The following is a 23,266-nucleotide window of genomic DNA, read 5'->3' as shown; positions in this document are numbered from 1 at the left end:
CCCCTGGTCGAAGCTGCCTACCGGGCAGTAACGTCCTGCCGTCCCGCAGCGTCGCGAACGAGGAGCAGTCTTGCTCGACTTCAGCCTTCCGGCCCTCTACCAGGTACCGAGCGGCGGTAACCTCTCCGACCTCGTGCACCAGAACGCCGAGCGGCACCCCGACGTCGCGGTGCTCAGCCGCAAGGTGGACGGCCAGTGGCAGGAGTTGACGGCCGCCCAGTTCCTGGTCGAGGTGCACGCCGCCGCGAAGGGCCTGATCGCCGCCGGCATCCGCCCGGGCGACCGCGTGGGCATCATGTCCCGGACCCGGTACGAGTGGACGCTGCTGGACTTCGCGATCTGGTCGGCCGGTGCCATCACCGTGCCGGTGTACGAGACCTCCTCCCCCGAGCAGGTGGAGTGGATCCTCGGCGACTCCGGCGCCGTCGCCGTGCTCACCGAGACCGACCAGCACCGCAAGGTGGTCGAGGAGGTCCGCGGCCGCCTCCCGGAGCTGAAGCACACCTGGCAGATCGAGCAGGGCGCGATCGCCGCGCTCGCCGAGGCCGGCCGCGAGGTCTCCGACGAGACCGTCGCCGAGTACCGCGGGACCGCCGACTCCGACTCGATCGCCACCATCGTCTACACCTCGGGCACCACCGGCCGCCCGAAGGGCTGTCAGCTGACGCACGGCAACTTCATGGCCGAGTGCGGCAACGTCGTCGAGCGCCTGACTCCGCTGTTCCGCACCGGTGAGAGCTCCGTCCTGCTCTTCCTGCCACTGGCCCACGTGCTCGGCCGGATCGCCGAGATCGCCCCGGCGATGGCCCCGATCAAGCTCGGCCACGTCTCGGACATCAAGGACGTCACCGCCGAGCTGGCCGCCTTCAAGCCGACCCTGATCCTGGGCGTGCCCAGAGTCTTCGAGAAGGTCTACAACACCGCCCGTGCCAAGGCCCAGGCCGACGGCAAGGGCAAGATCTTCGACAAGGCCGCCGAGACCGCGATCGCCTACAGCCGGGCGCTGGACGCCGGCGGCGCGGGCCTGGTCCTGCGGCTCAAGCACGCGGTCTTCGACAAGCTGGTCTACAGCAAGCTGCGCGCCGCCCTCGGCGGCCGGGCCACCCACGCCATCTCCGGCGGCGCCCCGCTCGGCGAGCGCCTGGGCCACTTCTACCGGGGCATCGGCTTCACCGTCCTGGAGGGCTACGGCCTGACGGAGACCTGCGCGGCCACCACCTTCAACCCGTGGGACAAGCCGAAGATCGGCACGGTCGGGCAGCCGGTGCCCGGCGCCTCGGTCCGGGTCGCCGAGGACGGCGAGGTCTTCTTCAAGGGCCCGCACGTCTTCACCGGCTACTGGAACAACCCGCAGGCCACCGCCGACACCCTCAAGGACGGCTGGATGGCCAGCGGCGACATCGGCTCGCTGGACTCCGAGGGCTACCTGACGATCACCGGCCGCAAGAAGGAGATCATCGTCACGGCCGGCGGCAAGAACGTCGCCCCCGCCGTGATCGAGGACCGGATCCGGGCCCACGCCCTGGTCGGCGAGGTCATGGTGGTCGGCGACCGCAAGCCCTTCATCGCCTGCCTGGTCACCGTCGACCCGGACTTCTTCCCGAAGTGGAAGGAGCTCAACGGCAAGCCCGCCGCCGCGACCGTCGCCGACCTCGCCGAGGACCCGGACCTGCTGGCCGCCCTGCAGAGCGCGGTGGACGACGGCAACGCGGCCGTCTCGCACGCCGAGGCGGTCAAGAAGTTCCGCCTGCTGGACGCCGAGTTCTCCGAGGAGAGCGGCCACCTGACGCCCTCGCTGAAGCTCAAGCGCAACGTCGTGCTGAAGGACTACGCGGCCGAGATCGAGGCGCTCTACAAGAAGTAGCCGCAGCACCGGAAGCCGGGCCCCGTCTCCTCCCCGGGGAGGAGACGGGGCCCGGCGCCGTACTACGCGGCCAGCAGCGAGGTCAGCCGCCCGGCCAGCAGGTCCCAGCGCCAGGAGCGCTCCACCCAGCGCCGCCCGGCCTCGCCCATCCGCCGCCGCAGCTCCTCGTCGCGCAGCAGCCGTACGATCCGCTCGGCCGCCGCGGGGGCCGAGCCGCCGGGCACCACGTACCCGGTCTCGCCCTCCAGCACGGCGTCCGGCGCGCCTCCGGAGTCCCCGGCGACCACCGGCAGGCCGGTCGCCGAGGCCTCCAGGTAGACGATGCCCAGGCCCTCGACGTCCAGCCCCCCGCGCCTGGTCCGGCAGGGCATCGCGAAGACGTCCCCGGCGCCGTAGTGGGCGGGCAGCTCCTCCCAGGGCACCGAGCCGGTGAACCGCACCGAGTCCCGTACGCCCTTGGCGTCCGCCAGCTTCTCCAGGTCCGCCCGGTACGGGCCGCCGCCGACGATCAGCAGCACCGCGTCCGGCACGTCCGCCAGGATCTGCGGCATCGCCTCGATCAGGGTGTCCTGGCCCTTGCGCGGCACCAGCCGGGAGACGCAGACCACCACCGGCCGGTCCGCCAGCCCGAGCCGGCGGCGGACCTCGGCGCCCCCGGAGCCCGGGTGGAAGGTCGTCTCGTCCACCCCCGGCGGCAGCTGCACCATCCGGGCCGCGGCCTGCGGTCCGACCGCGGCGGCGATCCGGGAGCGGGTGTACTCGCCCAGGTAGGTCAGCACGTCGGTGCCCGCGCCGATCCGGCGCAGCAGCTGCCGGGAGACCGGCAGCTGGGCCCAGGCGGCCTCGTGCCCGTGGGTCATGCCCAGCAGCCGCCCGGCCCCGGCCCGGCGCAGCGTGGGCGCCATCAGGCCGAGCGGGGCGGCGGCGCCGAACCAGACCGAGTCGCACTTCTCGGCGCGCAGGATCTCGGCGGCCCGCCGGGTGACCCGGGGTGTGGGAACCATCACCTTCGTCCGGTCCCGGATGACCGGGAACGGCTGCTCGGCGTCGAAGCGCGCCACCTCGCTGCCGTCCCGCCAGGTCGAGGCGTACACCACGATGCTTCCTGCGGGCTGACGGACGGCCATGTTGTGCACGAAGGCCTGGATGCCGCCCGGGCGGGGCGGGAAGTCATTGGTGACGATCAAGGTTCTGTGCATCAGGCCACGGCTCGTTCGGTCGGGGGGTGCGCGGTGTACCGCCGGGTGATCCGTACGATAGGTCAACACCATGACCCGCCGGGAACGGAAGCGCGCACGGCAACCGTTTGACCCCCGGGTCAGTCCTAGTACCTGGGTCCGGAGACCGGCCCCAGGGCCGCCGACGACGGAGCGCGGCCCGGGCGTCCGTCGGTACGACGCCTCCGGTGAGGACGTCCGAGACGAACGAGGGAGCGCAGTGGAATTGGCCCCGGCCACCGAGCCCGGTTCTTCGCGCGGCCGTCTCGGCCGCCCGCTCGGGGCGCTCGCCGCTCTCGGCGCGACCTGGGTGGCCACCCGGACCCTGCTGGTGCTGCTGATCACCGGCGTGCTGAAGTCGCCCGGCGGCGACGTCACCGCCGACGTGTGGATGATCTACCACGCCTGGTACGGCGTGCTGCAGACCGGCACCTTCCCGTTCGACGACGTGACCTGGCAGTACCCGCCGGGTGCCGCCCTGGTGATCCTGCTGCCGGGCCTGCTGCCCTGGTCGTACCTGGTCTCGTTCTGGGTGATCTGTGGGATCGCCGACGCCGCCGCGACCGCGCTGCTGGTCCGCACCGGCCTGCGCCGGGGCCGGGCGCTGACCGGCGCCTGGATGTGGGTGGCGGGCGTCCCGCTGCTCGGCCCGATGATCTACAACCGCTTCGACGTCATCGTCACCGCGGTCGCCCTGGCGGGGCTGCTGGCGCTGATCCGCCGTCCGGCCGTCGGCGGGCTGCTGCTGGGCCTGGGCGGCATCGTCAAGGTCTGGCCGCTGCTCGGCCTGATCGGCACCCCCTCCGGCCGCCGTACCCGCCGTTCCTGGACGCTGGCGGGTGCCACCGCCGTCTCGACCGGCTTCCTGCTCGCGGCCGGCATGAACGGCGCCTTCGACTTCCTGGCCTTCCAGAAGGACCGCGGTATCGAGGTCGAGTCGGTCGGCGCGCTGCCGTTGCACTTCGCCCGGATCGCCGGGGGCTGGGACGGCAAGGTCACCATGAACTACGGCTCCCCCGAGATGCTCGGGCCGTGGGTCGGCGTGGTCAGCAAGGTGATGATGGCCGGCACCGTGCTGGGCTTCCTCTGGCTGCTGCTGTGGCGCTTCACCTCCAAGCGCCGCAACGCGGCCACCATGTACGACGCGGCGCTGTGCGCGCTGCTGATCTTCGTGGTGACCAGCCGGGTGATCAGCCCGCAGTACCTGGTCTGGCTGATCGGCGTCGCGGCGGTCTGCCTGACCGTGCGCGGCACCAGCCAGCGGCCGGTGGCGCTGCTGATCCTGCTCGCCTGCCCGCTGACGCTGGTCGAGTTCCCGACGATGTTCACCCAGGTCCTGGCCAGCGACCCCGGTGCGATCACCGTCCTGGCCCTGCGCAACCTGCTGCTGCTGGCCGCGACCGTGCTCTCCTGCGTCCGGCTCTGGCGCTCCACCCGCGGCGAGGCGCCGCTGCCGGCGACCGTGGTGCTGGACCGCGAGCCCGCCGCGCTGCCCGCCGCCGGCTACCCGGTGCGCCCGGGCATCGCGTACGAGCAGGACCTGCTGGACGGCATCGACCACCCGGGCACCCCGGCCGAACAGCGGCGCTGAGCAGACCCCTTATCGGTCCCGGTCCTTCAGCGCCGCCACCTCGCCCAGCCAGAGCCGGGTGAACTCGGCCAGGCCGACGCCCAGTTCGGCGCGCAGCAGCCGGTCCGTGCGGCGCTCGCGGTCCTCGTCCGGCCCGTCGGCCGCGCCGACCGCCCGGTAGAAGGCGACCAGCCGCTGCGGCCCGTAGCGGCGGGCGATCAGCTCGCAGGCCAGCCAGGACTGCTCGTAGGCCTGGGCGATGCCGGCGGCACCGGCGGCGAAGTCCCGGTCCTCGGGCAGCTCGGTGGGCAGTCTCCCGGCGGCGACGTCCCGGGCCAGCTCGGGCGCGATCTGCTGGGGGCTGCGGCCGGAGTCGCGGTAGGCGGTCCAGTCGGCGGCGCCCTCGGAGAGCCACAGCGGCGTCCAGGCCCGGGTGTCGGACCTGGTCGCGACGTGGGTGGCCTCGTGCGTGACGACCACCTGGCGGCCGAAGTCGCTGAGCCGCCCGTACGCCTCGGGATTGACCAGCACCCGGTCCGCCGGGGTGTTCCGGGGCGCGCCGGGGGCGGCGACGGTGACCGCCGCCATGTCCGCCCAGTCGGCCGGGTCGGCCTCCAGCAGCCGGGCGAACTGCTCCTCGGTGGCGGGCAGTTCGAGCAGCAGCCGGCCGAGCCGGCCGCCGCCCCAGACCTCCTCGACGGCGGGCAGCGCCTTGTCCCCGACCGCGGCGAGCCCGGCCGGGTCGGAGCCGTCGGCCGACCCGAGCACCAGGCAGCGCGCGCCCGGCACCGGCCGTACCGGCCCGAAGTCCCACAGCGCCGGCGGCCCGCTCGCGCTCTCCTCCCGCTCGACCCGCCAGCCGGCTTCCGTCCGGACCAGCCCGATCCGGCGCGGGTACACCACGGGGTGGTCGTCGTACCCGGCGATCCGCACCGCCAGGTCGGCCGCGGCGGTCAGCCGGTCCGGCCCGTCGCCCGCGGCGAGCACCAGGTTGCGGTACGCCGCCTCGGCCGCCGGCACCCCCGACCGGGCGGGCAGCGAGCGCGCCCGCTCCGCCAGCACGGCGGCCACCTCACCGCGCCGGTCCTCCGCCTGCCGGACGGGTGCCGCCGCGGGGGCGACCGGCGGCAGCGACAGCTGGGCCAGACCGCCTGCCGCGAGCAGCAGCGCACCCCGCCGGGACAGCAGGCGGCGGGGCCGGTCTACCGGGTGGGGGTCGCGGGAGGGGCCGGACGGCGACGCGCTCAGAGCCGGACCACCCCCGAGACCGGCATGGCGTTGACGCTCTCGTAGCGGACCCTGGCGCCCGGGTAGGGGGCGTGCACGATCACACCGCCGCCGGCGTACATGCCGACGTGGTGCATGTCCCGGTAGAAGATCACCAGGTCTCCCGGTCGCGCTTCGGAGAGGTTGATCCGCTGGCCCGCGTACGCCTGGGCCTGCGAGGTGCGCGGCAGGGTCACTCCGGCCTGCCGCCAGCTGTAGTACATCAGACCGGAGCAGTCGAACGCGCGGGGCCCGGTCGCTCCGTAGACGTACGGCGAGCCGACCATCCGCACCGCGGCGGCCAGCGCGGCCGCACCGCGCTCGGAGGCGGGCGGGGCGGAGCCGAGGTCCAGCCGGTCCGTGCCGCGGGTGGCGCGCTGCTCGGCGTCCCGGGCGTCCTGGGCGGCCATCCGGGCCCGCTCTCCGGCGGGCAGGCTGTTGAGCAGCTTCTGCGCCGCGTCCAGCCGCTGCTGGATCTGCTGCTTGCTGTCGGCGAGCGAGCGGCGGGCCTGGTCCAGCTCGGCGAGCTTGCCGGTCGCCTCGATCCGCCGCTGGTCGAGCCGGCGCTGGCGGGTGACCAGCTCGTGCAGCGTCTCCTGCTGCCGCTCCGAGGCCTGGCCCAGGGTGCGGGCGCGGGCGAGGTAGCCCTCCGGGTCGGGGGACAGCATCAGCTGGGCGGTCTGGGTCATCCCGCCGCCGCGGTACTCCGCCCCGGCCACGGTCGCCAGGTCGCCGCGCAGCTCGTTGAGCTGGTCCTGGGCGACGGCGATCTCGCCCTGCAGGATCGTGGCCTCGCCCTGGAGCCGCCGCTGCGCATCCTGGGCCGCGTTGTACTTCTCCGAGGCCTGCTCGGCCTCGTCGTAGAGCTGCTCCACCTGCGCCTTGACGTCCTTGCGGTCCGCCGGGTCCGGGCTGCCGGGGGCGGCCCGGGCGCTGCCGCTGGTCGCCACGCCCAGCACGGTGGTGGCGGCCGCCGTCAGCACCAGCGCACGGGCGAGCAGTTGGGAACGGCGGTGCACGGGCACGGCGGCGGCTCCAATCCTGCGGCGCGGTCCCGCCGCCGCTCCACTGCGGGCGGCCCTCGAGCGGGAGTCCGGTGGCAGACGTTAGCGAGTCCGGGCAAGTGAGTCCAAACCCCTCCCGACCCGAATATTTGACCCGTAATCGGACATCAGCCCGACTCGCCGACAAAGCCGCAGGCCCGGCCTTCCGTGACGGAAGACCGGGCCTGGAGGCGCGGAGCGGGGATCAGACCCGCACGATGCCGGACAGCGGCATGTTGGTGACGGCCTCGTAGCGGACCGAGGCGCCCGGCTTGGGCGCGTGCAGCACCTGGCCGTTGCCCGCGTAGATGCCGACGTGGTGGGCGTCGCTGTAGAAGATCAGCAGGTCGCCGGGCTGGGCCTGGGACAGGTCGGTGCCGATCCGGGTGCCGGCGTGGGCCTGGTCCTGCGAGGTGCGCGGCAGCGAGACGCCGACCTGGTTGAACGCCCAGACCATCAGGCCGGAGCAGTCGAAGGAGCTCGGGCCGGTGGCGCCCCACACGTACGGGCTGCCGACCTTGGAGGCGGCGGCGTTCAGCGCGGCGGCACCGCGCGAGCTGCCGGGCGCGGGCAGCTTGGCGACCGGCGTGGACGAGGGCGCGGAGAGGTCGCCGCGGCTGTTGTCGCGCGAGGCGCGGTCGGCGGCCTGCTGCTGGGCCTTCGCGGCGTCGGCCTGGGCCTTGGCGTCGGCGGCGGCCTTCTCCTCGGCCGCGCGCAGCGCCTGGCGCTCCTGCTCGGTCAGGGTGTTGAGCAGGTCCTGGGCGGCCTTCAGCTTGTTCTGGACCTCGTCCTTGGAGGCCTTCAGCTGCTGGGTGGTCGACTCCAGCTCGGCGAGCTTGCCCTGGGCCTCGGCACGGTCCTGGTCGAGCTTGCGCTGCTGCTCCTGGAGCTGCTTCAGCTGGTTCTTCTGGGTGTCACCGGCCTGGTTGAGCGCACCGGCCTGGTTGAGGAAGTTGTCCGGGCTGGACGAGAACATCAGCTGGACGGTCGGGGATATGCCGCCGTTGCGGTACTGCTCCCCGGCGATCTCGGCGAGTCCGCCCTGCAGGTCGGTCACCTGCGCCTGCTGGCGGGCCACCTGGTCCTGCAGACCGGCGACCTGCTTCTCCAGGGCCTGCTGCTTCTCCTGGGCGGCGTTGTACTGCTCGGTCGCCACCTCGGCCTGCTCGTTGAGCTGGTCGACCTGCTCCTTGACCTGGTCCTTGGTCGGCTGCGGGTCGGCGTGGGCGCCGGTCTGCGCGGAGAGGGCGACCGCAGCGGCGGCGACACCGGTCAGGATCGAGACACGGGCGCGGCCGGCGGGCTTGGGACGACGATGGGACGCCACGAAGGCGGACTCCTTCTTCCTACGTCCGCCTACCGGGTGAGCTGACGGGTTCGGGCCGGAAGCAGTGCCCTACGACGCCTCACGGCCGTTCCAGCGGCCGACCTGGCGCCGATTCACCCCGGAGGAACGTGGTTCCCCGGCTCCGCTCCGCAGCGCCCCCGACCACTGGGCTCCCCTGTCGGGCAGTCGCTTCGACCTGCCCCGCTGCCTCGCGAACTCGGCGGTAACCACCGCCGCCACCCTGGCTGGGTGATCGACAGTGCGGTGGTTCGGAGCACGACCCTAGTAACTGAAGCGTGATCGGTTCAAATCCTTGTCAGAAAAAAGACGGAAGATTATCCAAGTTCTCTTGTGAAAATGACCGATGGTGACCGTCGACGCACGCAAGGCTGATCAGGTCTCACCCACCGGTCGCAAAACGGTCGAAAACCCGAACGCCACCCCCGTCGGAGGTGGCGCGGATCACAGGGCCCGGACGGGCCCGTTCGGCGTGTCGGACTGTCAGACCCGGCGGGCCGCTGTCAGACCCGGCGGATCGTGTTGATCGGCATCGCGTCGGCCTTCATCACCTTCACCACGTCACCGGTGTGCGGCGCGTGGACCACCATGCCGTTGCCGATGTACATCCCGACGTGGTGCATGTCCCCGCCGTAGATGACCAGGTCGCCGGGCAGGGCCTGGTCCATCGAGGGCACCCGGGTCCCGTAGTGGCCCTGCTCCTGCGAGGTGCGCGGCAGCGAGACGCCCGCCTGCCCGTACGCCCAGAGCATCAGGCCGGAGCAGTCGAAGGTGCTCGGGCCGGTGGCGCCCCAGACGTACGGCGAGCCCTGCTTGCTCATCGCCTTGGCGACGGCCACGGCCGCGTAGCCGCTGGCCGGCGGCAGGCTGCTCAGGTCGACCCGGTCGGTGCCGCGCGAGGCGCGCTCGTCCTGCGCCTGCTGGGCCTTCAGGGCGGTGCGCTCGGCGGCGCTGAGCGAGTTCAGCAGGTCCTGGGCGGCCTTCAGCTTGGTGTTGACGTCCGCCTTGGCCTGGTTGAGGTCCTTGGTGGTCGTGTCCAGCGAGGCCAGCACGGCGGCCGCCTCGGCCTTCTCCTGGTCCAGCCGGCGCTGCTGGTCCAGCAGCGACTTGAGCGCCTCGGCCTGGGTGGTGCTGGCCTGCTGGACGGTGGAGGCCTTGTCCAGGTAGCCCGACGGGTCGGAGGAGAGCATCAGCTGGACGGACGGGTCGATGCCGTTGGTGCGGTACTGCTCGCCCGCCACCTCGGCCAGGCCGACCTGCAGCTGGGTCATCTGCTCCTGACCGCGGGCCACCTGGTCCTGCAGCTGGTCGGCCTGCTTGCGCAGCTGGTCGGCCCGCTCCTTGGCGCCGTTGTACTTCTCCGCCGCCTGCTCCTGCTCCTCCTGGAGCTGGTCGATCTGCGCCTTGACGTCCGTTTTGTTCGGCTGCGGCGCGGCGTGCGCGGCCACCTGGGCGGAGAGGGCGACCGCGGTCGCAGCGGCAGCGGTGAGCACGGAGATCCGCGCGCGGCTCGGCTGCTTGGGACGGCGGTGGGAGGCCAAGGGACCGGCTCCTTCTTCCATCGGACTCACCTGATCGGATGAGATTCCGGAAAATAGGTTTGACGCCAGACCCTAGTGAAGATCTATCCGTTTTGCTACTCCCCCGTAAGCGTGAACCCGCTTTCCCACACCGGCTTCACCGGACCCGCACACGGCCCCGGAACCGGCACTGACCAGGCGTCATTCCGCCCGGTCGGCGCTCACGGCCGGGCCAGCCGATTCAGCAGCAGCACCGAGGCCACCGGGCGCGCGCCCGCCTTCCGCACGCCCTCCGCGACCTCCCGGTCGGCGGACACCACCACGACCGGACGGCCCTGCGGCTCGGCCCGCACCAGACGGCGGATCAGCTCGTCCGCGGTCTCCCCGGTCCGGCTGAACCGCACCCGGACCCCGCGCGGCGGCGCCATGATCACCGGCACGTCCAGGTCCTGCCCGTCGAACACACAGGTGACCTCCGCCTGCGTGCGCTGCGCCAGCATCGCCAACCCGCCCAGCAGCCGGATCCGCTGCTGCTCCAGCGGCAGCGTCGGATAGCCGGTCTTGGTCACGTTGTAGCCGTCCACCACCAGGTGCACCTGGGGGATCGCCAGCAGCTGGTCCAGCAGGGCCGGATCGTCCTCGGCCAGCCCGCGCCGCGCCACGTCGTGCGGCGAGGCCGCCCCCGGCACCACCGCCTCCACCAGGTCCGCCGGGCGGATCTGGGAGACCGGCAGCGCCAGCTCCCGCTGCAGCCCCTGGGCCGACTGCAGCACGGTGTCCAGCAGCAGCCGCAGCCGCATGTCCTCGACGCTGCGCCCCTCGCGGGCCGACCGGCGGCCCTGCTCCACGGCGTTCTCCAGCTCGGAGACCCGGTGCCTCAGCCGACGCGCCTCGGTCTCGGCCGCGCTGCGCTCCGCCGCGCCCTGGGCCTTCACCGCCTCCAGCTCCCCGACCACCCGGCGCGTCTCGGCCTGCGCCCGGCGGGTGTCGCTCTCCAGCGACCGCAGCTTCTTGCGCAGCGACTCGGCCTCCCGCCGCACGCCCTCGGACTCCGCGCGCTGCCGCTCCAGGTCCGCCCGCGCGGCGGCCCGCACCTCGGCCAGCTCGGTCTGCAGCTTCTCCACCAGCCGGGCCGACTCCGCGGCCGCGTCCTCGGCGCCGGCCCGCTCGGCCTCCTCGCCGGCCTCGGCGACCAGCCGGCTCCAGCCCGCCGAGCGCACCAGGTAGGCGGCGGCCGCGACGTCCATCGGATCGGCGGCGCCCGGGACGCTGCCCGACTCCAGCGCCCGCACCAGGTCCGGCTGCCCGAGGCGCAGCCGCTCCGCTATCCGCACCCGGAAGGCCGGCTCCGCCTCCAGCGCGGCCGCCAGCGCGGTGGCCGCATACTTGGCACGCCGCGCGGGAGTGAACTTCACGTACTGACGCAGGCTCTGCGGGAGCTCGCCCGGCGGCAGCCCGCCCAGCGCGTCCGAGGCCAGCCCGACCACGCGCCGGCGCACCCCCTCGGGCAGCGGCCGGTCGAGCTTCTCGACGGCACGCTCCGCCGCGGACTCGGAGGGCTCGGAGGACTCGGAAGCCTCGGAGGAGTCAGAGGTATCGGACAAACCAGCGGTGCCGGGGGCGTCGGACGTGCCGGAGGTGCCGGAGGTGCCAGAGGTGCCGGGGGTGCCGGGGGTGCCGGGGGTGCCGGGGGTGCCGGGGGTGCCGGGGGCGCCGGGGGCGCCGGGGGCGCCGGAGGCCCCGCCCTCCGGCCCGACGGCTCCGGACGCGGCGCTCTCCGCCGGGCCCGTCCCGGCCTCCGACGCCTGCTCCTGCGCAGCGGGCCGAAGCCCCTGCGCTTCGCCGGGCTCCTTCGCTGCGTCCACCACGTCCTCGGCTCCGATCCTGTTCTTCCGGCGGGTACGGCCGCGACCGCCCCCTGTCGTCACGCTCCGTGCGTCTTGTCTGTATTGTCCCGTGCGGCGGACGGGCGCACCGCCCGCCGCAGCTGCGGGGTCAGCCCTGCTCGGTCGGGGTCTCCGCGCCCTCGGCGCCCGGACGGGCCACCAGCTCGACCTGGTCCACGGCGTTGCACCAGCGGCAGCGCACCGACTCGACGGTCTCGCTCAGCACCTCGGTCTCCTCGACCTTGGAGTCGCCGGCCAGGTCGAAGTGCAGGAACTCGGTCACCCGCGCGGTGCGGGTCACGTCGAACCGGGTGAGGTTGCCGCACAGCGTGCAGCGCCAGCGCGTCTCGGACGTCAGGGCGGGGACGGTCATCGGGGGTCCTCTCGGGTGGTCCCTGCGTGGGCTAGGCGCTCCCCCCGGAGCCCCGGCGTCGGCGGCGGGAGGCGGGATTGCCCGGCCCAAGCCTATTGCCTGGGGCAACCACCGCGACCACCGGTCAACGGAATAGCGGGGCTGGTCCACCTGCCGTAAACCACCGTGTCACCTGGCGCGCCCGGAGGGATGCTTGGCCGCATGGCGCTCGCGGCTCCCGACCACACCGCCGAGCGGGGCGGCCGGCCGGAAGTGCCCGCCCCGGCGGTCACCTACGCCCTGATCGCGGTCAACACCCTGGTCTTCCTGCTCGGTCCGGCCGCCGGGCTCAATCCGCTGTACGGCACCGGCCAGGCCCGGGTCTGCGCGGAGCAGCGGTACGAGCAGCGCTGGGGCGCCGTCCCGGTCGAACTGCTGACCGGTCGGACACTGACCGCCGAACAGCTGGCCGAGGCCCCCGACCCGGTCCCCGGCTGCCCGGCCGCCCCGACCCCGGGCAAGCACCCTGCGCTGTCCGTCCTGACCGGCCTCTTCCTGCACGCCGGCTGGCTGCATCTACTGGGCAACCTGCTCTTCCTCCACGTCTTCGGCCCCACCGTCGAACGGCGGCTGGGCCGGCCCCGGTACGCCCTCTTCTACCTGGCCGCCGGCAGCCTGGCCGCGTACGGCTTCGCGATCGCCGAGGCGCACTCGCCGGGTTCCACCCGGGTGCTCATCGGAGCCTCCGGCGCGATCTCCGCCGTCCTGGGCGCCTACCTGCGCTTCCACCCGCGCTCCCGGGTGACCACGCTCGTCCCGCTGCTCTTCTTCCTACCGCTGCGCTTCCCCGCCTGGCTGGTGCTCGGCCTCTGGTTCGCGCTGCAGTGGTGGTCGGTGCACGCGGCGGGCCCGGGGGTGGCCTACCTGGTCCACGTGATCGGCTTCTCGGCGGGCTTCCTCTACGCCTGTACCGCGGTCCGCCACCCCCCGAGACGACCCGGCTGATGCCCGATACGCTGGCGGCACCCCACAAAGGAGCCCGAACAGTGATCACTGCCATCGTCCTGATCAAGACCAGTGTCGACCGCATCCCGGAGATCGCCGAGGCCATCGCTGCCATCGAGGGCGTCAGCGAGGTGTACTCGGTGACCGGTGGCTACGACCTGGTGGCGATGGTCCGGGTGCGCCGTCACGACGACCTGGCCGAGGTCATCCCGGGCCGGCTCAACAAGGTCCCGGGCGTGGCCCACACCGAGACCCAGATCGCCTTCCGCACCTACTCCCAGCACGACCTGGAAGCGGCCTTCGCCCTCGGCCTGGACGAGTAGCGGGGCGTACGGGCTCAGCCCTCTCGCGGGCCCCGGTCGATCTGCCCGGTGGCGACGCAACGCCCGCCCTCGTTGCGGTAGTTCCACGCCGCGCCGTCCGTGACCAGCTCGCGGACCGCGGCCAGGAAGCGGTCGACGTGCTCGTCCGGCGTCCCGGCGCCGAAGCTCACCCGGATCGCGTTCAGGCTGCGCTCACCCGGCAGCGAGGGCTCCGGCGCGCCGCACTCGGAGGGGGCGACGTCCTCGTCCCCGAGCAGCGTGCGCACCAGCGGGTGGGCGCAGAACAGGCCGTCGCGCACGCCGATGCCGTACTCGGCGGACAGCGCAGCCGAGAAGTGCGAGCTGTTCCAGCCCCGGACGACGAAGGACAGCACGCCCACCCGCGCCGAGCCGGCCCCGAACAGGTTCAGCACCTTGACCTCCGGGATCTCCGCCAGCCCCGCGGTCAGCCGGTCGACCAGCTGCCGCTCCCGGGCCTCCAGCGCGTCGAAACCGGCTTCGCTCAGCGCCCGGCAGGCGGAGGCGATCGCGTACGCGCCGATGACGTTCGGCGAGCCGGCCTCGTGCCGGGCCGGGCCGGTGTGCCACTGCACGGCGACCGAGCCGTCCGTCTCCCTGGCCACCGTCCGGGTCGCCCCGCCGCCGGCCAGGTACGGCTGCGCCGCGTCCAGCCAGTCCGCCCGGCCGGCCAGCACCCCGGCGCCGAACGGCGCGTAGAGCTTGTGGCCGGAGAAGGCGATCCAGTCGACGTCCAGCTCGCGCACCGAGACCCGGTGGTGCGGGGCCAGCTGGGCGGCGTCCAGCACCACCCGGGCGCCGTGCCGGTGCGCGGTCGCGGTCAGCTCGGCGACCGGCCACAGCTCGCCGGTCACATTGGAGGCGCCGGTGACGCAGAGCAGCTTCGGGCCCTCGGGCGCCTCGGCGAGCGCGGCGTCCAGGGCTGCCACCGCCTCGGCCCGCGAACGCGGTGCCCGCAGGTAGGTGACGCCCAGTCCGGCGTGCGCCCACGGCAGCAGCGAGGCGTGGTGCTCGGTCTCGAAGGCGAACACCCGGGTGCCGGCCGGAACGGCGCCGGCCAGCAGGTTGAGCGAGTCGGTGGTGGCCCGGGTGAACACCACCTGGTCGCCCTCGCGCAGGTCGAGGAACTCGGCGACGGTGCGGCGGCTCTGCTCGAAGAGGTCGGTGGACAGCTGCGACAGGTAGCCGGCCCCGCGGTGCACGCTGCCGTAGTACGGCGCGTAGGCGGCGACGTCGTCCCACACCCGCTGCAGCGCCGGCGCGCTGGCCGCGTAGTCGAGCGCCGCGTAGCCGACCTTCTCGCCGCTGGCGAGCGGGACCTGGACGTCGGAGCCCAGCACGGCGAGGGGGGCGCAGATCTCGGTGGAGAGAGACATGAGGATGCACTCCTTCAGGGGTGTAGGGACCCCGGGAGTGTCAGTCGTCGGGCGTCCGCGCTTGCCGCACGGACGGTTTGCCGTGGCGACCCGGTCCTCACCCAGGGCACCCCGCCACGGACGGAGGGTTGCCGGACAGCCAGCTGGGGCTTGACGCTGTCACTCATGACCTGCCGATGACTCTAGGTCGCGCCCGCCGGGTGGTCAAACAGGCATCCACCATCCGGACAGCGCGAAGGGCCTGCGGGAAGCGCTTCCCGCAGGCCCCCAACTACCGCCTCAGCTCCGGCTGGTGGCCCCCGACCAGCGCCGCAGCAGGTCCTGCGCGGCGCCCGAGTCGATGGCCTCCGCGGCCCGCGCCATGCCCGCCGCGAGCTGCTCCGTCAGCGGTGCGTCGCCCAGGTCGAGCGCGACCAGCGCCGCGGCCGTGTTCAGCAGGACGGCGTCCCGCACCGGCCCGTGCTCCCCCGCCAGCATCCGGCGCGCGACCTCCGCGTTGTACGACGGGTCCCCGCCGCGCAGCGCCTCGATGCCGACCAGCTCGATGCCGACGTCCCGCGGGTCGAAGGTGGTCTCGGTGACCGCCCCGTCGCGCACCACCCACACCCGCGAGGTGGTGGTGATGGTCAGTTCGTCCAGCCCGTCGTCGCCGCGGAAGACCAGCGCGGTCGAGCCGCGCCGGGCGAGCACCCCGGCGATCAGCCCGGCGAGCCGGGTGTCGAAGCAGCCGATGGCGTGCGAGGTGACCTTGGCCGGGTTGGTCAGCGGGCCGAGGATGTTGAAGGCGGTCGGCACCCCGAGGTCGCGCCGGGCCGTGGCGGCGTGCCGCATCGAGGGGTGGAACTTCGCCGCGAAGCAGAAGGTGAGCCCGACCTCGTCGGCGACCTCCGCGACCCGCCGGGCGGACAGGTCCAGCGCCACGCCGAGCTTCTCCAGCACGTCCGAGGACCCGCTGGAGGAGGAGGCGGCCCGGTTGCCGTGCTTGACCACCTTGGCACCGGCCGCCGCCGCGACGATCGCCGACATCGTGGAGATGTTGACGGTCTTCGCCCGGTCCCCGCCGGTGCCGACGATGTCCACCGCCGGGCCGGGGATCTCCAGCGGCTCGGCGTGCGCGTACATCGCGTCCACCAGACCGGTGATCTCGTCGACCGTCTCGCCCTTGGCCCGCAGCGCGATCATGAAGCCGGCAACCTGGACGGGGGACGCCTCGCCGCTCATGATCCGGTCCATCGCCCACGCGGTGGCCGAGCGGTCGAGGTCCTCCCCCTTCAACAGCGCCGCCAGGAGATCCGGCCAGGAGCGGACCACCTGCGCGGGGTCGCTACCGCCGTTCGCAGGGTTCACGTTCACCATGGCTGACTCCAGGTTGTCGGTTCCCCGCCGAGGGGGACGTCCGTACGGATGGAGCCAGCCTATCGAGCGGCGGGGCGGCTACGGTGCCGTCTTCTCCGATGCGGAAACACCGCTGTTCAACGGGTGGCCGGAGCCCGCTTCGCCAGCCGCGTCCGCAGCAGGGTGGCGACCGCCTCGGCCAGCGCCACCGGGTCCACGGGGTGGGAGATCGCGGCGTCGGCCCGGCTCCAGGCGGCGAGCCAGGAGTCCTGGGGCCGGCCGATCAGCACCAGCACCGGCGGGCAGCCGTAGATCTCGTCCTTCAGCTGGCGCCCGAGCCCCAGCCCGCCGGCCGGGACCGCCTCGCCGTCCAGCACGCAGAGGTCCACGCCACCCTTCTCCAGTGCCTTGAGCACCGCGGGGGTGGTCGCGCACTCCAGGTAGGACAGCTCCGGAAGATCCTCGGCGGGCCGGCGGCCGAGGGCCGTCAGCACCTGCTCGCGGGTGTTGCGGTCGTCGCTGTAGACGAGGACGGTGAGCGTCTCATCGGTCGTGTACGCCATGGACCCTGCTCCCTCAAGTGTGATCCGGACCACGTTCGCCTGATCCGGATGCTACTCCCGATCACCCTCCGCCGAGGCCCCCTCGCGCACGTTCCCCATCAAGCCGCCGCGCCCCGGGCTCACCCGGCTGGAGGACGGCTCGTCACCCGGAGCCGTCCAGTCCACCCGTACGGCCGACCGCGACCCCCGCTCCCCTACCTCCTGGGGCTACGCCGCCCGTGCAGCGACGCGCCGGGCAACGGGGTCGCGGGCCGCTCCGAGGAACCGTCAGAAAAGGGACACGCCGCTGCTCAGCCGCCGTACGGACACCCCGCCGCCCCCCAAGCGGGCATACCGCACGCACCGGACACTCCGAGGGACACCCCCCGGCGTGAAGACGGAATAAGGGACCGACATAATGTCCGTCGTGGCGACAGCAACAGCAGTAGAAACCGGGCACGCGCACGGATCGGTCAACCGGCCGAACATGGTCAGCGTCGGAACGATCGTCTGGCTCAGTTCCGAGTTGATGTTCTTCGCGGCCCTCTTCGCGATGTACTTCACGCTCCGCTCCGTCAAGGGAGCCGAGTTCTGGACCGAGAAGGCCCACGCCCTCAACGTGCCCTTCTCCTCGGTCAACACCACGATCCTGGTGCTCTCCTCGCTGACCTGCCAGCTCGGTGTGTTCGCTGCCGAGCGCGGTGACGTGAAGAAGCTCCGCGCGTGGTTCATCCTCACGTTCGCAATGGGCGCGATCTTCATCGGCGGCCAGGTGTACGAGTACACCGCGCTGGTCAAGGAGGACGGCCTGTCCCTGTCCTCCGACCCGTACGGCACGGTGTTCTACCTGACCACCGGCTTCCACGGTCTGCACGTGACGGGTGGTCTGATCGCCTTCCTGCTGGTCCTGGGCCGGACGTACGCAGCCAAGCGCTTCACGCATGAGCAGGCCACCGCCGCGATCGTCGTGTCGTACTACTGGCACTTCGTCGACGTCGTGTGGATCGGCCTGTTCGCGACCATCTACCTGATCAAGTAACCAGCTGATCAGGTCGCTGGCCACCGGCTGCGGCCCCCGCCCTCACCGGCGACGGGCCGCTTCTGCCGGTGCCGACGCTCCCACCGACCGACCGCGCGCGCAGCCCTAGACAGGCAGCCTCGTGCCGGCCAGACCGGCCGCCGGGTGCACCCACCAGTCGACCAGATCCTGACACCGGGGTTATTCCGTGAAAAAGCTCTCCGCACGACGGCGCCACCCATTGGCGGCGCTGGTCGTCCTACTTCTCGCCCTGGCGGCAACCGGGGGGCTGTACGCCGCGTTCGCGCCCGCCGACAAGGCGCAGGCCGACGTCGCCGCGCAGTCGCTCGCGATCGATGAGGGCAAGAAGCTCTTCGCCGTCGGTTGCTCTTCCTGCCACGGCCTGAACGGCCAGGGCGGCAGTGACGGTCCGAGCCTGGTCGGCGTCGGTTCCGCCGCCGTCGACTTCCAGGTCGGCACCGGCCGCATGCCGGCCCAGCAGCCCGGCGCCCAGGTGCCGCGCAAGAAGACCATCTACACGCAGGCCGAGATCGACCAGCTCGCCGCCTACGTCGCCTCCCTCGGTCCCGGCCCGGTGACCCCGAAGGAGGAGCAGTACACCTCGACCAACCCCGAGGACATCTCCAAGGGTGGCGAGCTGTTCCGCACCAACTGCGCCCAGTGCCACAACTTCGCCGGCCAGGGCGGTGCCCTGACCAAGGGCAAGTACGCCCCGTCGCTGGAGGGCGTGGACGCCAAGCACATCTACGAGGCCATGCAGACCGGCCCGCAGAACATGCCGTCGTTCCCGGACGGCACCATGCCCGAGGAGCAGAAGAAGCAGATCGTGGCCTTCGTCCGCCACACCACTAGCGAGGAGCCCAACCCCGGTGGTCTCACGCTGGGCAGCCTCGGTCCGGTGACCGAGGGTCTGTTCGGCTGGATCTTCGGGCTCGGCACGCTCATCGCGGTCGCGATCTGGGTCGCCGCCCACACCACCAAGGCCAAGAAGTCATGAGCCACGACATGTCAGAAGAGAAGCTCCCGGAGTCGCACGGCTCCGCCGGCGAGGTGGCCGAGCACGGCAACCCGTTCGCCGACCCGGGCCTGCCGGCCCACGAGCCCCGTCGCACCGACATCGACGAGAAGGCCGCCGCGCGCGCCGAGCGCCAGGTCTCGCTGATGTTCGTGATCTCGATGCTCGCCACCGTCGGCTTCATCGCCTCGTACGTGGCCATCGACCCGGACAAGATCGTCTACATCTTCCCGCTGGGTCACGTCAGCGCGCTGAACTTCGCGCTCGGCCTGACCCTGGGCGTCGCCCTCTTCATGATCGGCGCGGGCGCGGTCCACTGGGCCCGCACCCTGATGTCGGACGTCGAGCTGCCGGCCGAGCGTCACCCGATCGAGGCCTCCGACGAGGTTCGCGCGGACGTCATCGAGCAGTTCAAGACCGGCGCCGCCGAGTCCGGCTTCGGCCGCCGCAAGATGATCCGCAACACCCTCATCGGTTCGATGGCGCTGGTCCCGCTCTCCGGCGTGGTCCTGCTCCGCGACCTCGGCCCGCTCCCGGAGAAGAAGCTCCAGGAGACCGGCTGGAAGGAAGCGACGCCGACCAAGCCGCTGGCGCTGGTCAACATGAACACCATGCAGCCGATGAAGCCCGAGGACGTCCTCATCGGCTCGCTGACCTTCGCCATGCCGGAGGGCCTGTCCACCCACGACGAGGACTTCCAGCAGGCGATCGCCAAGGACGCCCTGATGCTGGTGCGCATCGCGCCGGAGGACATCAAGGACGAGAAGTCCAAGGAGATGGGCTTCGAGGGCATCCTCGCCTACTCCAAGATCTGCACGCACGTCGGCTGCCCGATCAGCCTCTACGAGCAGCAGACCCACCACGCGCTCTGCCCCTGCCACCAGTCGACCTTCGACCTGGCGGACGGCGCGCGCGTGATCTTCGGCCCGGCCGGCCACCCGCTGCCGCAGCTGAAGATCACCACTGACGAGAAGGGCTTCCTGGTCGCCACCGGCGACTTCGACGAGCCCGTCGGCCCGAGCTTCTGGGAGCGTGCTCGATGAGTAGCGCGAGCAGCACCACCACCGGTGCCGCCAAGCCCTCCAGCACGCGCGCCAAGCCCGCCAACAAGTGGGAGGCCGCGGCTGACTGGACGGACGGCCGGCTGGGGATCTACTCCCTCGCCAAGGCCAACCTGCGGAAGATCTTCCCGGACCACTGGTCCTTCATGCTGGGCGAGATCTGCCTCTACACGTTCGTCATCATCATCCTGACCGGTGTCTACCTGACGCTGTTCTTCAAGCCCTCCATGGGCGAGGTCATCTACAACGGGTCGTACGTCCCGCTCAAGGGCATCCCGATGTCCGAGGCGTACGCGTCGACGATGGACATCAGCTTCGAGGTCCGCGGCGGCCTGCTGGTCCGTCAGATCCACCACTGGGCCGCGCTGGTCTTCGTGGCCGCGATGCTCGTGCACATGCTGCGCGTGTTCTTCACCGGCGCGTTCCGCAAGCCGCGTGAGATCAACTGGGTCTTCGGCTTCCTGCTGCTGGTCCTGGGCATGTTCGACGGCTTCTTCGGCTACTCGCTGCCCGACGACCTGCTGTCCGGTACCGGTATCCGGTTCATGGAGGGCGCCGTCCTGGCGACGCCGCTGATCGGCACCTACCTGCAGATGTTCCTGTTCGGGGGCGAGTTCCCCGGCCACGACATCGTGCCGCGGTTCTTCACCATCCACGTGCTGCTGATCCCCGGCATCATGCTCGGCCTGCTGGTGGCGCACCTGATCCTGGTCTTCTACCACAAGCACACCCAGTGGGCGGGCCCGGGCAAGACCGAGCAGAACGTCGTCGGCATGCCGCTGATGCCGGTCTACATGGCCAAGGCCGGTGGCTTCTTCTTCCTGGTGTTCGGTCTGATCGCCGCCATCTCGGCGATCGCCTCGATCAACCCGATCTGGGCGTACGGCCCGTACCGCCCGGACCAGGTGTCCACGGACGCCCAGCCGGACTGGTACATGGGCTTCTCCGAGGGCCTGATCCGCATCATGCCGGGCTGGGAGATCAGCCTCTGGGGCCACACCCTGAACCTGGGCGTCTTCATCCCGCTGATGGTCGTCTTCCCGCTGGTCCTGGTCTCGATCGCGGTCTACCCGTTCATCGAGGGCTGGATCACCGGCGACAAGCGCGAGCACCACATCCTGGACCGCCCGCGCAACGCGCCCGTCCGCACCGCCCTGGGTGCCGCCTGGATCAGCCTCTACCTGATCCTGCTGGTGGCTGGTGGCAACGACCTGTTCGCCACCCACCTGCACCTGTCGCTCAACGCGGTCACCTACTTCGTCCGCGTGGGCATGTTCGCGGTGCCGGTGCTGACCTTCATCGTCACCAAGCGCTGGTGCCTCGGCCTGCAGCGCCGTGACAAGGAGAAGGTGCTGCACGGCCGCGAGACGGGCGTCATCAAGCGCCTGCCGCACGGCGAGTTCGTCGAGGTGCACGCGCAGCTGCCGCAGCAGGACCTGTACAAGCTCACCGCGCACGAGCAGAACCAGCCGGTCGAGCTGCCGGCCCAGACGGACGAGAACGGCGTTGCCCGCAAGGCCGGCGTCGTCACCCGCACCCGGGCCAAGCTGTCCCGCGGCTTCTACGGCGAGGGCGCCCAGATCCCCAAGCCGACCGCCGAGGAGCACCACGAGATCACCAGCGGCCACGGCCACCACTGATCCCGTACCCGCGCCACCCCGAGGGCCGCTGACCAGAGTTCACCTGGTCGGCGGCCCTCGGGCTTTGCCGTACCTGTCAGCCCGTACCCGTCCGCGCCCACAGGAGCCTCCCGTGCAACTCTCCGTCGACCCCGCCGCCGCCACTCCCCCGTACGAGCAGATCCGCACCCAGATCTCCGAGAAGGCCCGCACCGGTGAGCTGCCCGCCGGGCTGAAGCTGCCCACCGTACGGGCCCTGGCGGAGGAGCTGGGGCTGGCCGCCGGCACCGTCGCCCGCGCGTACCGGGAGCTGGAGGCGGACGGCGTGGTGGAGACCCACGGCCGGCGCGGCACCCTGATCGCCGCCGCCGGGGACAGCGCGCACCGGCTGGCCGCCGCGGCCGCCACCGAGTACGCCGAGCGCGCGCACCGCCTCGGGCTCTCCCACCCGGACGCCCTGGCCGCGGTGGTCACCGCCCTGGGCCTGGCCTACCCGGAGGCGTAGGGCCCGTCCGGCGGATGTGATGAGGTCACACCTCCGGGCGGATCATTCCGGAGGCGGGGGCCTGGGCCCGCGGTGCGGTGGTGCTGAGGGGCTGTCCGACGGCGCTGTGCTTGACCCAGTCGACCCAGGCGATGTTCCAGTCCCCGAAGCCGTTGCCGAACGGCTCCATCATGGCGCCGCGGCTGTTCACCACCGTCACCAGGTCCCCCACCCTGGTGTGGTCGTAGAACCACTTCGCGTTCTCGGTGCTCATGCCGGTACAGCCGTGGCTGACGTTGTCCACGCCCTGCGAGCCGACCGACCAGGGCGCCGCGTGGACGTACTCGCCGCTCCAGGTCACCCGGGTGGCCCACTCGACGTTCAGGTCGTAGGCCTCCGAGCTGCCGGTGGCTATGCCGATCGTCTCGCCGTTCATCCGGACGGACCGCTCCTGGCCGAGCACCACCTTGACGCCGTTGCGGGTGTCGAAGCCGGGCTTGCCGGTGGTGACCGGGATGGTCCGGACCACCTCGCCGTCCCGCTTGAGGGTGAGCTGGTGGGCGGCCGCGTCGACCACCGACTCGACCCGCTCGCCGATCCGCAGCTTCAGCGAGCTGCGGTCGCCGCCGTAGAGGCCGTCGGCCATCCGGCTGCCGGTGCCGTCGAAGGCCAGCTCGACGGTCGTCCCGGCCGGCCAGTACTCCTCGGGGCGGAAGTGCAGGTTCTTGTCGTCCACCCAGTACCAGGCGCCGGTGACGGCGGGCTGGGAGGAGACGGTCAGGGCCTGCTCGACCTCCTGACGGGCCTGCGGGTCCTTCACCGCCTCGGAGAGCTGCACGGTGAGCGGCTGGCCCACCCCGTAGACGCCGCTGCCGGAGGAGTCCGGGCCGAGCTTGGCGGTGAGCAGGCGCTGGCCGGCGAGGGTGCTGAAGTTCGCGGTGGTGTCGCCGCGGCCGCCCTTGCCGTCGTCGGCGGAGATCCGGACGGTGTACGCGGTGGCGGCCTTCAGCCGCCCGGTGGTCTGCCAGCTGCGCTGGTCGTCGGCGAGCCTGCCCGCGACCACCCGGCCGTCCGGGCCCACCACGGTGACGTCGGTGAGCCGGCTGCCCTTGACGGCCGTCACGGTGACCGGCTGGGAGGGGTCGAGCTTGTCGTCCGCCGAGAGGTGGACCAGCGGGGCCGCGTCGATCCGGTGCGGTCCGGCCGAGTCCTCGTCACCGGACGAGCAGGCGGCCAGCGGGGCCAGCACTGCGAGGGTCAGCGAGATGCTGCCTATGCCTGCGATTCCGTGCCTGTCGGCCATGACCGCCTCCGGGGGTTCGCACGATTGATCAGATCGTAGGAACGTCTGCTGGAGAAGCGACATCCGAGGGACCCGCCGTTCAC

The 23,266-nt window shown here is 72.2% G+C and carries 20 protein-coding genes and 2 riboswitches; of the genes, 9 read left to right on the top strand and 11 right to left on the bottom strand.

Features of this window, described 5'->3' with window-relative positions; all coding sequences use genetic code 11:
* Window positions 1-70 precede the first annotated feature (70 nt).
* Window positions 71-1,864, top strand: coding sequence for an AMP-dependent synthetase/ligase (locus ACZ3TI_RS06875; RefSeq protein ID WP_465724166.1), 1,794 nt, complete (start codon window positions 71-73; stop codon window positions 1,862-1,864).
* 62 nt (window positions 1,865-1,926) lie between these two features.
* Here the strand turns inward: ACZ3TI_RS06875 and ACZ3TI_RS06870 are convergent, their stop codons facing one another.
* Complete coding sequence (locus ACZ3TI_RS06870) at window positions 1,927-3,063, bottom strand: glycosyltransferase family 4 protein (protein WP_465724164.1); 1,137 nt, start codon at window positions 3,061-3,063, stop codon at window positions 1,927-1,929.
* Window positions 3,064-3,301: 238 nt separating this feature from the next.
* On the opposite strand from ACZ3TI_RS06870, the gene ACZ3TI_RS06865 reads away from it, so the two are divergent.
* Complete coding sequence (locus ACZ3TI_RS06865) at window positions 3,302-4,672, top strand: glycosyltransferase 87 family protein (protein ID WP_465724162.1); 1,371 nt, start codon at window positions 3,302-3,304, stop codon at window positions 4,670-4,672.
* A 9-nt stretch (window positions 4,673-4,681) separates the two neighbouring features.
* Here ACZ3TI_RS06865 and ACZ3TI_RS06860 read toward each other — a convergent pair whose 3' ends face one another.
* The 6 genes from ACZ3TI_RS06860 to ACZ3TI_RS06835 all read right to left on the bottom strand — a co-directional run bounded on the left by ACZ3TI_RS06860 (window position 4,682) and on the right by ACZ3TI_RS06835 (window position 12,084).
* Window positions 4,682-5,722: a hypothetical protein gene (locus tag ACZ3TI_RS06860; RefSeq protein ID WP_465724160.1), complete on the bottom strand. Its 1,041-nt coding sequence runs from the start codon at window positions 5,720-5,722 to the stop codon at window positions 4,682-4,684.
* A gap of 173 nt (window positions 5,723-5,895) precedes the next feature.
* Window positions 5,896-6,942 carry a C40 family peptidase gene (locus ACZ3TI_RS06855; protein WP_465724158.1) on the bottom strand — a complete coding sequence of 349 codons (1,047 nt, stop codon included), beginning with the start codon at window positions 6,940-6,942 and terminating at the stop codon, window positions 5,896-5,898.
* A 223-nt stretch (window positions 6,943-7,165) separates the two neighbouring features.
* Window positions 7,166-8,287, bottom strand: coding sequence for an NlpC/P60 family protein (locus ACZ3TI_RS06850; protein WP_465724156.1), 1,122 nt, complete (start codon window positions 8,285-8,287; stop codon window positions 7,166-7,168).
* Window positions 8,288-8,297: 10 nt separating this feature from the next.
* Window positions 8,298-8,452: riboswitch (cyclic di-AMP (ydaO/yuaA leader) on the bottom strand.
* Between the two features lie 356 nt (window positions 8,453-8,808).
* On the bottom strand, window positions 8,809-9,846 hold the full coding sequence (locus tag ACZ3TI_RS06845) for a C40 family peptidase (protein WP_465724154.1): 1,038 nt from the start codon (window positions 9,844-9,846) through the stop codon (window positions 8,809-8,811).
* Between the two features lie 200 nt (window positions 9,847-10,046).
* A complete protein-coding gene (locus ACZ3TI_RS06840) occupies window positions 10,047-11,429 on the bottom strand; it encodes an NYN domain-containing protein (protein ID WP_465724239.1) in 1,383 nt (460 codons plus the stop codon).
* A gap of 391 nt (window positions 11,430-11,820) precedes the next feature.
* The gene (locus tag ACZ3TI_RS06835; RefSeq protein ID WP_465724152.1) at window positions 11,821-12,084 is read right to left on the bottom strand and encodes a hypothetical protein; all 264 of its coding nucleotides are present in this window, start codon (window positions 12,082-12,084) and stop codon (window positions 11,821-11,823) included.
* A 201-nt stretch (window positions 12,085-12,285) separates the two neighbouring features.
* On the opposite strand from ACZ3TI_RS06835, the gene ACZ3TI_RS06830 reads away from it, so the two are divergent.
* Window positions 12,286-13,068: a rhomboid family intramembrane serine protease gene (locus ACZ3TI_RS06830; protein WP_465724150.1), complete on the top strand. Its 783-nt coding sequence runs from the start codon at window positions 12,286-12,288 to the stop codon at window positions 13,066-13,068.
* 41 nt (window positions 13,069-13,109) lie between these two features.
* Window positions 13,110-13,391 (top strand): Lrp/AsnC ligand binding domain-containing protein, encoded by a 282-nt coding sequence (locus ACZ3TI_RS06825; protein WP_030240061.1) that lies wholly within the window; start codon window positions 13,110-13,112, stop codon window positions 13,389-13,391.
* A 14-nt stretch (window positions 13,392-13,405) separates the two neighbouring features.
* Here the strand turns inward: ACZ3TI_RS06825 and ACZ3TI_RS06820 are convergent, their stop codons facing one another.
* The 3 genes from ACZ3TI_RS06820 to ACZ3TI_RS06810 all read right to left on the bottom strand — a co-directional run bounded on the left by ACZ3TI_RS06820 (window position 13,406) and on the right by ACZ3TI_RS06810 (window position 16,683).
* Window positions 13,406-14,785, bottom strand: a complete 1,380-nt coding sequence (locus ACZ3TI_RS06820; RefSeq protein ID WP_465724148.1) for an aminotransferase class V-fold PLP-dependent enzyme — start codon at window positions 14,783-14,785, stop codon at window positions 13,406-13,408.
* Window positions 14,786-14,837: 52 nt separating this feature from the next.
* Window positions 14,838-14,956, bottom strand: a riboswitch (SAM riboswitch).
* Between the two features lie 108 nt (window positions 14,957-15,064).
* Window positions 15,065-16,141: an anthranilate phosphoribosyltransferase gene (gene trpD / locus ACZ3TI_RS06815; RefSeq protein WP_465724146.1), complete on the bottom strand. Its 1,077-nt coding sequence runs from the start codon at window positions 16,139-16,141 to the stop codon at window positions 15,065-15,067.
* Window positions 16,142-16,257: 116 nt separating this feature from the next.
* The gene (locus ACZ3TI_RS06810) at window positions 16,258-16,683 is read right to left on the bottom strand and encodes a response regulator (protein ID WP_465724144.1); all 426 of its coding nucleotides are present in this window, start codon (window positions 16,681-16,683) and stop codon (window positions 16,258-16,260) included.
* A gap of 397 nt (window positions 16,684-17,080) precedes the next feature.
* Here ACZ3TI_RS06810 and ctaE point away from each other — a divergent pair, with 397 nt between their 5' ends.
* The 5 genes from ctaE to ACZ3TI_RS06785 all read left to right on the top strand — a co-directional run bounded on the left by ctaE (window position 17,081) and on the right by ACZ3TI_RS06785 (window position 21,901).
* Window positions 17,081-17,701, top strand: coding sequence for an aa3-type cytochrome oxidase subunit III (gene ctaE / locus ACZ3TI_RS06805; RefSeq protein ID WP_097238232.1), 621 nt, complete (start codon window positions 17,081-17,083; stop codon window positions 17,699-17,701).
* 187 nt (window positions 17,702-17,888) lie between these two features.
* Entirely contained in the window at window positions 17,889-18,698 is an 810-nt protein-coding gene (gene qcrC, locus ACZ3TI_RS06800; RefSeq protein WP_465724133.1) for a cytochrome bc1 complex diheme cytochrome c subunit, read from the top strand.
* An 8-nt stretch (window positions 18,699-18,706) separates the two neighbouring features.
* Window positions 18,707-19,759: a cytochrome bc1 complex Rieske iron-sulfur subunit gene (qcrA, locus tag ACZ3TI_RS06795; RefSeq protein ID WP_465724131.1), complete on the top strand. Its 1,053-nt coding sequence runs from the start codon at window positions 18,707-18,709 to the stop codon at window positions 19,757-19,759.
* Complete coding sequence (qcrB, locus tag ACZ3TI_RS06790) at window positions 19,756-21,417, top strand: cytochrome bc1 complex cytochrome b subunit (RefSeq protein ID WP_465724130.1); 1,662 nt, start codon at window positions 19,756-19,758, stop codon at window positions 21,415-21,417. Before qcrA ends, qcrB begins: the two co-directional genes overlap by 4 nt.
* A gap of 112 nt (window positions 21,418-21,529) precedes the next feature.
* On the top strand, window positions 21,530-21,901 hold the full coding sequence (locus ACZ3TI_RS06785; RefSeq protein WP_465724128.1) for a GntR family transcriptional regulator: 372 nt from the start codon (window positions 21,530-21,532) through the stop codon (window positions 21,899-21,901).
* A 25-nt stretch (window positions 21,902-21,926) separates the two neighbouring features.
* Here ACZ3TI_RS06785 and ACZ3TI_RS06780 read toward each other — a convergent pair whose 3' ends face one another.
* A complete protein-coding gene (locus tag ACZ3TI_RS06780; protein ID WP_465724126.1) occupies window positions 21,927-23,183 on the bottom strand; it encodes a L,D-transpeptidase in 1,257 nt (418 codons plus the stop codon).
* Window positions 23,184-23,266 lie beyond the last annotated feature (83 nt).

This window comes from Kitasatospora sp. NPDC023120 (assembly GCF_055560835.1).
The sequence above is the reverse complement of the archived record's forward strand: the minus strand, read 5'-3'. Positions and strand labels throughout refer to the sequence as shown.

Coding starts and splice junctions, on each gene's coding strand:
- ACZ3TI_RS06870 (WP_465724164.1), bottom strand. CDS start 3,063: ATGCACAGAACCTTGATCGTCACCAATGACTTCCCGCCCCGCCCGGGC.
- ACZ3TI_RS06835 (WP_465724152.1), bottom strand. CDS start 12,084: ATGACCGTCCCCGCCCTGACGTCCGAGACGCGCTGGCGCTGCACGCTG.
- ACZ3TI_RS06830 (WP_465724150.1), top strand. CDS start 12,286: ATGGCGCTCGCGGCTCCCGACCACACCGCCGAGCGGGGCGGCCGGCCG.
- ACZ3TI_RS06820 (WP_465724148.1), bottom strand. CDS start 14,785: ATGTCTCTCTCCACCGAGATCTGCGCCCCCCTCGCCGTGCTGGGCTCC.
- trpD (WP_465724146.1), bottom strand. CDS start 16,141: ATGGTGAACGTGAACCCTGCGAACGGCGGTAGCGACCCCGCGCAGGTG.
- ACZ3TI_RS06810 (WP_465724144.1), bottom strand. CDS start 16,683: ATGGCGTACACGACCGATGAGACGCTCACCGTCCTCGTCTACAGCGAC.
- ctaE (WP_097238232.1), top strand. CDS start 17,081: ATGTCCGTCGTGGCGACAGCAACAGCAGTAGAAACCGGGCACGCGCAC.
- qcrA (WP_465724131.1), top strand. CDS start 18,707: ATGTCAGAAGAGAAGCTCCCGGAGTCGCACGGCTCCGCCGGCGAGGTG.
- qcrB (WP_465724130.1), top strand. CDS start 19,756: ATGAGTAGCGCGAGCAGCACCACCACCGGTGCCGCCAAGCCCTCCAGC.
- ACZ3TI_RS06780 (WP_465724126.1), bottom strand. CDS start 23,183: ATGGCCGACAGGCACGGAATCGCAGGCATAGGCAGCATCTCGCTGACC.